The organism is Myxococcus sp. AM010, from assembly GCF_013372585.1.
In the GTDB taxonomy this organism is placed as follows: Bacteria; Myxococcota; Myxococcia; order Myxococcales; family Myxococcaceae; genus Myxococcus; species Myxococcus vastator.
This window is the reverse complement of the sequence record NZ_JABXEO010000008.1, coordinates 26,228-27,940: the sequence shown is the minus strand read 5'-3', so window position 1 is coordinate 27,940 and position 1,713 is coordinate 26,228. Positions and strand designations below refer to the sequence as shown.

At 72.3% G+C, this 1,713-nt stretch carries 1 protein-coding gene; it reads right to left on the bottom strand.

Annotation, left to right across the window (positions count from 1 at the left end):
* Window positions 1-86: 86 nt before the first annotated feature.
* A complete protein-coding gene (locus HV826_RS06730) occupies window positions 87-1,580 on the bottom strand; it encodes a DEAD/DEAH box helicase (RefSeq protein WP_176416175.1) in 1,494 nt (497 codons plus the stop codon).
* Window positions 1,581-1,713: the final 133 nt, after the last annotated feature.

Sequence of the window (1,713 nt, the reverse complement as noted above, 5' to 3'; positions counted from 1 at the left end):
AACGAGAAAGGGAGCCCGCCCCCAAAGGTGCGAGCTCCCTTCCTGGACTTCACGGCGGGCCTTGGCCGCCGCCTGGCCTCAGTCGCTCAGAACCACTTGGGCGACGGGCGACGCGGAGGAAGCGGCGAGGCCTCGGGGCCCTTCGCCGGCGCCTGCGCCACCGCGGCACGGCCGCCACCCGAACCCCTGGAGCCGCCCTGTCCACCCCGGCTGGCGTTGCCACCAGAGCCACCCGAGCCCTGGGCCGAGCGGCCACCCTCGGGACGGCCCTGCGCACGGCCTCCGCCGCCACCACCCCGGCGGCGCCGCGAAGCGCCCGCGGAGTGCCCGCCTCCACCACCATTACCGGCGGGACGCGGCGCGCCCTGGGAACGCCCCCCGTTGCCCGAAGGCCGGGCCTCCGGCGCGGCGCCGGACGCATGGCTCACCGGACGCGGCGCGGGCTGGCCCGAACGGTACGGGTGATTCTCCACCACGGGCACGTTGCGGCGGATGGTGCGCTCGATGTCGCGCAGGTACGCGCGCTCCTCGGCGTCACAGAAGGACACGGCCGTGCCACTGGCCCCCGCGCGGCCGGTGCGGCCAATGCGGTGCACGTACTGCTCCGGCACGTTGGGCAGGTCGTAGTTGACGACGTAGCTCAGCCCGTCAATGTCGATGCCGCGCGCGGCGATGTCCGTGGCCACGAGCACGCGGAGCGTCCCGGAGCGGAACTCGTCGAGCGCGCGCTCCCGGGCATTCTGGCTCTTGTTGCCATGGATGGCCGCCGAGCTGACGCCCGCGCCCTCCAGCTGCTTCGCCACCCGGTTCGCGCCGTGCTTGGTGCGGGTGAAGACGAGCGCGCGGGAGATATTGCCTTCCGTCAGCAGGTGCGTCAGCAGGCCGCGCTTCTGCTCGCGCTCCACGAAGTACACCTGCTGGCTCACCGTCTCCGCGGTGCTGGAGGCGGGCGACACCTCCACGCGGATGGGGTCCGTGAGGATGCTGCGCGCCAGGTCCACGATGTCCACGGGCAGCGTGGCGCTGAAGAACAGCGTCTGCCGCTTGGGCGGCAGCGCCTTGATGACGCGCCGGACGTCGTGGATGAAGCCCATGTCGAGCATGCGGTCCGCCTCGTCGAGCACGAACACCTCGAGCGAGCGCAGCGACACGAAGCCCTGCTCCATCAAGTCCAGCAGGCGGCCCGGCGTGGCCACCAGGACATCCACGCCACTGCGCAGCGTCTGCACCTGCGAATTCTGGCCCACGCCACCGAAGATGACGGCGTGACGCAAGGGCAGCCCCTTGCCATAGGTCCCGAAGCTCTCGCCCACCTGGCCCGCCAGCTCGCGCGTGGGCGTCAGGACCAGGCAGCGCACCGGGCGCGCCCCGCCCGCGGGCGCCTTGGCGGACAGCCGCTGGAGGATGGGCAGCGCGAAGGCCGCCGTCTTGCCCGTGCCCGTCTGGGCCACGCCGAGCACATCGCGCCCGGCCAGCGCATGGGGGATGGCCTTCTGCTGGATGGGCGTGGGGGTGGTGTAGCCCTCCGCCTTGACGGCGCGCAGGAGGGTGTCGTGAAGCTGAAGTTCGTCGAAAGTCATGGGTTCCTGATGTTGAGGTAAGCCCACTCCCTCCCAGGGGAGGAAGCCCGCGCAGCGCGCCCAGTCGGACACATGTCCGGGGCGCCTGGCGGTGCGCGGTCGGGCCCAGCCGGCCGAACCGCTTTGGGAGCGG